Below are 5,302 nucleotides of genomic sequence, written 5' to 3'. Positions count from 1 at the left end.
GGCCTGGGATCCCTCTCTCCGGCGGCCAGGCGTCTGCTGCGCCTCTACCATGGCGGCAGCTTTATCTTTCTGGGCCTGCTGTGGCTGCTGGTCGGGATCCCCAGCCTCTGGGCTTTGCGGGCAGATCTCATCCGCCTGTGGAACCATTTCACCTGGACAGGCCTGCGCTATGCCTTGTTTTACCAGCCCGGCTGGCCTACCTTCGGCCTTTTGCTGTGCGTCAGCTTCACGCTGGGGATCTTGATCGCCCAAAGCCGCTACGAGCTGTTTGGCCTCTATCCCATGGAGCGCCTGATGTTGGAGCGCCAGTCCCGCTGGATTTTGTCTTTGCCCGCCTGGCATCCGCTGCGGCGCTGGCTGGTGCGCACCTTGGATTCCCGCTAGTTGGCCTGGCCGAGAACTGGGATCCCTGACCAGATGTCCCGTCTTGCCATGGCTGCTGTTGCTCCTTGGCTGAGGTCAACGGCTGTCAGCGCCGGTTTGGAGAAGGTTGCAACACACAGCAGAGTAGCCTGGTAGGCAAATGCTTAAGCTTGCTTCCGGGGCAGCAGTAGAGCCCTTTGGGCTCCGCCTGTCCAAGACCCTGTCTTAGGAGGCACTTGTGGCGGCTAGGGATCGTTGCACAATCCGAGATAGACGAGCCTTCCGACGGGCGGCTGTGTTTTTGTGGAGAACCCCTGTTTTGGCCGCTTTGTCGATGCGGCTAAAGGCAGCGCTCATCGCCGCTTGAATCTCCTGCAGGGTTTCCGGTTGGGGGTTGGCGGCGTAAGTAGAGGAGAGAGAGATCACTTTTTTCATCAGCGCGCGCACCATGGCTTTGGTAGCTTTGTTGCGTAGCCGATTTCGCTCGGCAATCTTGACGCGCTTGATGGCAGATTTAATGCGTGGCATGGTCGAGAGGGAAGCTACGGCGGAGATCTAGCATACCATTAGAGTTTGGAGCTCCACCAGTTCCTGCCTCTCCTACGACGGGATCCCCATGTTTCGAGATTGCAGCTCCCTCCTCTTGTTCAACCCGCCTGCCCTTTTCTATGGGGTTGCCGTTTGCGATGTGGATCGGGACGGGGCTTTTGAGCTGTTTGTGTGCGGCTTCCGCGGCCCGAATCGGGTTTTGAAGTGGAACGGCCAGGCGCTGGTGGATCTGGTGGACGATACTCTGGCCGATGCAGGGCGCATGGCCATTGGGGTGGCTGCCGGCGACTTCGACGGCGACGGCCAAGAAGAACTCTATGTTTTGAATACCGATACCTTCGGCGGGCGCAAGCGCTTTGGGGATCGCCTCTTCGACTGGCAGGGATCCCGTTGGGTGGATCTGTTCTCTCTACCCCACAACCAAGATGCCCTCAACTTGACGGCCGGTCGCTCGGTGGCCTGCGTGGATCGCTTTGGCCAGGGGCGGTACGGGTTTTTCGTGGCCAACTACGGCGGCCCCATGCGCCTTTACGAGCTGGGCTCCAACCAGATGATTGCCGATGTGGCACCGGAGGCGGGGGTGAACCGGGTAACGGGCGGGCGGGGGCTGGTGGCCCTGCCCTTGGTCTCGCAGCGGATGGACATGTTTGCCGTCAACGAGCAGGGGCCCAACTTTTTGTTTCGCAACCGCGGGGATGGCACCTTTGAAGAAATTGCCGCCGAGGTGGGGCTGGCGGATCCCGGCGAGCATGGGCGGGGGGTGGCAGCGGTGGATCTGGATGGGGACGGGCGGCTGGACTTGGTCTACGGCAACTGGGAAGGGCCGCATCGCCTCTGGATCCAAACCCCCGGCGGCATCTTCAAGAACGTGGCCCCCCCAGATCTGGCCAGGCCCTCCCGCATTCGCACAGTCATTGCTGCCGACTTCGACAACGACGGCTACCCGGAGCTGTTTTTTAACAACATCGGCGAGCCCAACCGCCTGTTTGGCTGGCGCTCCGGCCGCTGGCAGGCCATTGACATTGGAGAGGCTGCCGAGCCGCAGGGATTGGGGACGGGAGCGGCAGTCGCCGATGTGGATGGGGACGGTCGCCTGGAGCTGCTCATTGCCCACGGCGAGTCGGGCGCCCAGCCCCTGAGCTTCTACCGCCCCCTGGCTAATGGCAACAACTGGCTAAGGGTCTTGCCCCTCACCCGCCAAGGATCCCCGGCCCGCGGCGCCCTGGTGCGGCTGATCACCTCTACCCGCACCCAGATCTATCCCATCGATGCCGGCAGCGGCTACCTCTGTCAGATGGAGCCGGTGGCCCACTTTGGCCTGGGATCCGAAACGCTGGTCAAGGAAATCCAGATCCAGTGGCCGGACGGAAAACAGTTGCAGGTGGCTCGCCCGCCGGTCAACCAGCTCCTGCGGATCCCCTATCCTGGCTAGCTCCCCTGAGAGATCTACTCAGCGGAGCCTGAGATCCCTGCCCATTCCGGCTGCACGGGGCGCTGCCAGTGTTCCCACCAGGCCAGCACCTCAGGTGAGCTGCCGTTGGCAGGAGCGGGGAGGGGGGGAGAAGGGGGTGTCAGCCAACTGACAGGCGTGGGGATCAGGCAACTGGGGTGGAGAGGGCGCAAATCGCGGTAGTGGCTGCTGCGGATGGCTAGGATCTCCTGCTGGATGACCTCCAGGGGCTCGCCCAGCTTCAGCAGCACATGGCTGCACAAGCCCAGGCTGGCCTCAAATTCCGGGTGGACGACTTCTCGGGCTCCCAACTGATAGAGCTGCTCGATGTCCTCTTCATGGGTGGCCCGCACCACCACATCCAGGCGCGGCGCCAGTTCCAGCGCCCGTTTCAGGCAAAGGCGCATGCTCAGGCGATCCGGCAGGGCGATCACCAAGGCGCGGGCTTGGTGCAGGCCAGCTTTCTCCAGCACCGGGGCGCTGGCAGCATTGCCGTAGAGATAGGGGATCCCGCGCGAGCGCAACTGTTGGATCACCCGTTCCGACTGGTCAATCACCAAAAGGGGATGGCGACGGGCTTCCAGGATGCGCACGATGTCTTGCCCCACCTGTCCATAGCCGCACACCACCACGTGCCCCTCTTGGGGAGCGTCGGGAGCCAGAGCGCGGGGCTGCTCGCTCCCTTCCAGCCAACGGGCCCAGAAGGGGATCCCTTGTAAGTTTGCCAGCAGTCGCGGCGCGCCCCTGAGCAGAAAGGGAGTGACGAGCAGGGTAACAGCGGTGGTGCTGACGATGAGCAAATAGAGTTGCCGCGACACCAGCCCCAGCGCCTGCCCTTCACTGGCCAAGACAAAGGAGAACTCGCCGATCTGCGAGAGGCCCAGCCCCACCAACACCGCTGAGGGGAGCGGGTAGCCGAACAGACCGGCCAAAGGGGCCACCAGGCAAAACTTGCCCACCATCACCAGCCCCACTAACCCTAGGATCAAGGGCAGGTGGGCGGCGATAAAGCTGGGATCGATGAGCATGCCAATGGCAGCAAAAAAGAGGGCGGCAAACACATCCCGCAAGGGCTCTACGTAAGCCAGGGTCTGGTCGGCGTATTCCACTTCTGAGATCATCAGCCCGGCGATAAAAGCCCCGATCTCACTGGAAATGCCCAGCCGCTCCGTCAACAGGGCAATCCCTACGCAGAGGCTGATCACCCCCAGCAAAAACACTTCTTTGCTCTCCTGCTGCGCCAAAAGCCGCAGGAAAGCGGGCACCAGCCACATCCCGCCCACCACCGCCCCCAGCCCCACCAGGCCGATTTCTGCCAGCGCCTTGGCCAGGGATCCCGCCAGCTCCGGCAAAGGACAATCCAAAGCCGGCAACACCGCCAGCATCAGCCCTACCGCCAGATCCTGCACAATCAAGATCCCCAGCATGGCCTGAGCTTGGGGCGTGCCCATCTGGTTGGTCTCGATGAGGCTTTTGAGCACCACCGCCGTGGAAGACAGAGAGAGCACCGCCCCCAGGAAGATCCCCTGCACCGGCGTCAGCCAGCCGCTGGCCACCGCCAGCACCGCTGTGATCGCGATGGTCAGGCCGATCTGCAAGGCACCGCCGCCAATGGCGATCCCCCGCACCTGGCGCAATTCTTTGAGGGAAAACTCCACCCCCAAAGTAAATAGCAAAAAGGTCACCCCAAACTGGGCCAGGGTTTCCACCTGCACCAACTCCTTGATCCACCCCAGCCCCGCCGGCCCCACCAGGATCCCGGCCAGCAAATACCCCAGTAACACCGGCTGCCTCAACAGGGAGGCCAAAAATCCGCCCGCCGCCGCTGCCGCCAACACCGTCACAATGTCCAAAATCAGGCGAAAGTCTTCCTGCACCGAGACACCCCACCAGGAGTATGAACTTTTGTAGCCGATCCTGAGGATTCTTCCACGATACTGCTTTCTTCGGCCTTGCGGACAGACTGGGCCCAACCCAAAGCGCTGCAAACCGGCTCCCAAAGAGGATGCCGCGTCATTCAGCCTGGGTTGTTGGATAGCTAGAGGGGGAATCAGGAGAAATTTTTGTTAAAAGTTGCTGACAACACCCCAAAACCGTAGCTTATAATACAGAATGTAGACAGAAATCGTTCATCCTTTCGCCTGCCGTTTGGCTCATCGTGGGGCGAGATGGCGGCCAGAGGACGGAAGTAGGGAATTATCCCGAAGGAACGCGCCTCAAACCTTGTGACTGTCCAGGGGACATCCCAGGTCACTTCTCAACTCAGGAAGTGAAGTGGATACAGACCATTACATTTGGAGGCGAAAATCATGGAACTCTCTTACCGTGGCGTTGGTTACACCCACTCACCGGCGACGGTGACTGTTTCTCCGGGCAAAGTGGGGGGTCGCTATCGGGGGCTGGACTGGCGGTTCCGCCACCTGAGCAAGCCGGTGGTTTTGCCCACTAACCTGAACCTGCTCTATCGAGGCGTGGCCTATCGTACCGAGGCTGCGGCAGCGCCGGCTCCAGCCGCTCCGGTGATGGCAGCTGCTCCGGAGGCGGGCCGTTCCCATATTCTGGACGAGTTGGCTCGCCGCCTGATGATGGGTCATCAACGCGCGATTCGGATTCGGCAGCAAGCCATGTTGGTGCGCGGCACGGAGCAGGTTGGGCTGCACGTCAATGTGCGCAACTTCTGGAACCGCATCCAAGGAAAGGTGCATCCCACCTTCCGTCTCACCTATGACCGCAGCCGAGTTAGCATGAGCTGACTCACTTGTAGCTGTTGATGCTCTGGCACAAGCCTAAGGATCCCGGCCGGGATCCTTTTTTTTGGGTGCTGTTGACGATGGGGTAGCCCAGGGGAGTGTGGAAACAGGGATCCCAGTAGGCTGCAGGGGGCAGCCACCCTTGGGTCGAGCGGCTCGTGGTGGGTGGGATGGCTGCTAGGCCCGCCGG

The 5,302-nt window shown here is 61.7% G+C and carries 6 protein-coding genes and 1 riboswitch; of the genes, 3 read left to right on the top strand and 3 right to left on the bottom strand.

Annotated features, from left to right (window positions below):
- The coding region (locus NW857_RS05025) for a hypothetical protein (protein ID WP_414352280.1) at positions 1–384 on the top strand (384 nt) is incomplete at its 5' end.
- A gap of 204 nt (positions 385–588) precedes the next feature.
- Here NW857_RS05025 and rpsT read toward each other — a convergent pair.
- Positions 589–891, bottom strand: coding sequence for a 30S ribosomal protein S20 (gene rpsT, locus NW857_RS05020; RefSeq protein WP_414334928.1), 303 nt, complete (start codon positions 889–891; stop codon positions 589–591).
- 88 nt (positions 892–979) lie between these two features.
- Here rpsT and NW857_RS05015 point away from each other — a divergent pair, with 88 nt between their 5' ends.
- On the top strand, positions 980–2,344 hold the full coding sequence (locus NW857_RS05015; RefSeq protein ID WP_414338732.1) for a CRTAC1 family protein: 1,365 nt from the start codon (positions 980–982) through the stop codon (positions 2,342–2,344).
- A gap of 14 nt (positions 2,345–2,358) precedes the next feature.
- Here the strand turns inward: NW857_RS05015 and NW857_RS05010 are convergent, their stop codons facing one another.
- A complete protein-coding gene (locus tag NW857_RS05010) occupies positions 2,359–4,239 on the bottom strand; it encodes a cation:proton antiporter (RefSeq protein ID WP_414368157.1) in 1,881 nt (626 codons plus the stop codon).
- 247 nt (positions 4,240–4,486) lie between these two features.
- Positions 4,487–4,578, top strand: a riboswitch (Glutamine riboswitch).
- A gap of 93 nt (positions 4,579–4,671) precedes the next feature.
- Between NW857_RS05010 and NW857_RS05005 the strand changes: the two genes are divergently transcribed.
- Complete coding sequence (locus tag NW857_RS05005; RefSeq protein ID WP_414334931.1) at positions 4,672–5,115, top strand: DUF4278 domain-containing protein; 444 nt, start codon at positions 4,672–4,674, stop codon at positions 5,113–5,115.
- A gap of 1 nt (position 5,116) precedes the next feature.
- On the opposite strand, the gene NW857_RS05000 is transcribed toward NW857_RS05005, so the two are convergent.
- Positions 5,117–5,302 (bottom strand): hypothetical protein (locus NW857_RS05000; protein ID WP_414368155.1); only part of this gene is annotated, 186 nt, incomplete at its 5' end.

Origin of the sequence: Synechococcus sp. H55.9, assembly GCF_047462355.1 — a bacterium.
GTDB lineage: Bacteria > Cyanobacteriota > Cyanobacteriia > Thermostichales > Thermostichaceae > Thermostichus.
This window is presented reverse-complemented; position numbering and strand designations above follow the sequence as displayed.

What these genes read in the sequence shown, in the direction of transcription:
- rpsT (WP_414334928.1), bottom strand. Translation starts at nt 891, where the DNA reads ATGCCACGCATTAAATCTGCCATCAAGCGCGTCAAGATTGCCGAGCGA.
- NW857_RS05015 (WP_414338732.1), top strand. Translation starts at nt 980, where the DNA reads ATGTTTCGAGATTGCAGCTCCCTCCTCTTGTTCAACCCGCCTGCCCTT.
- NW857_RS05005 (WP_414334931.1), top strand. Translation starts at nt 4,672, where the DNA reads ATGGAACTCTCTTACCGTGGCGTTGGTTACACCCACTCACCGGCGACG.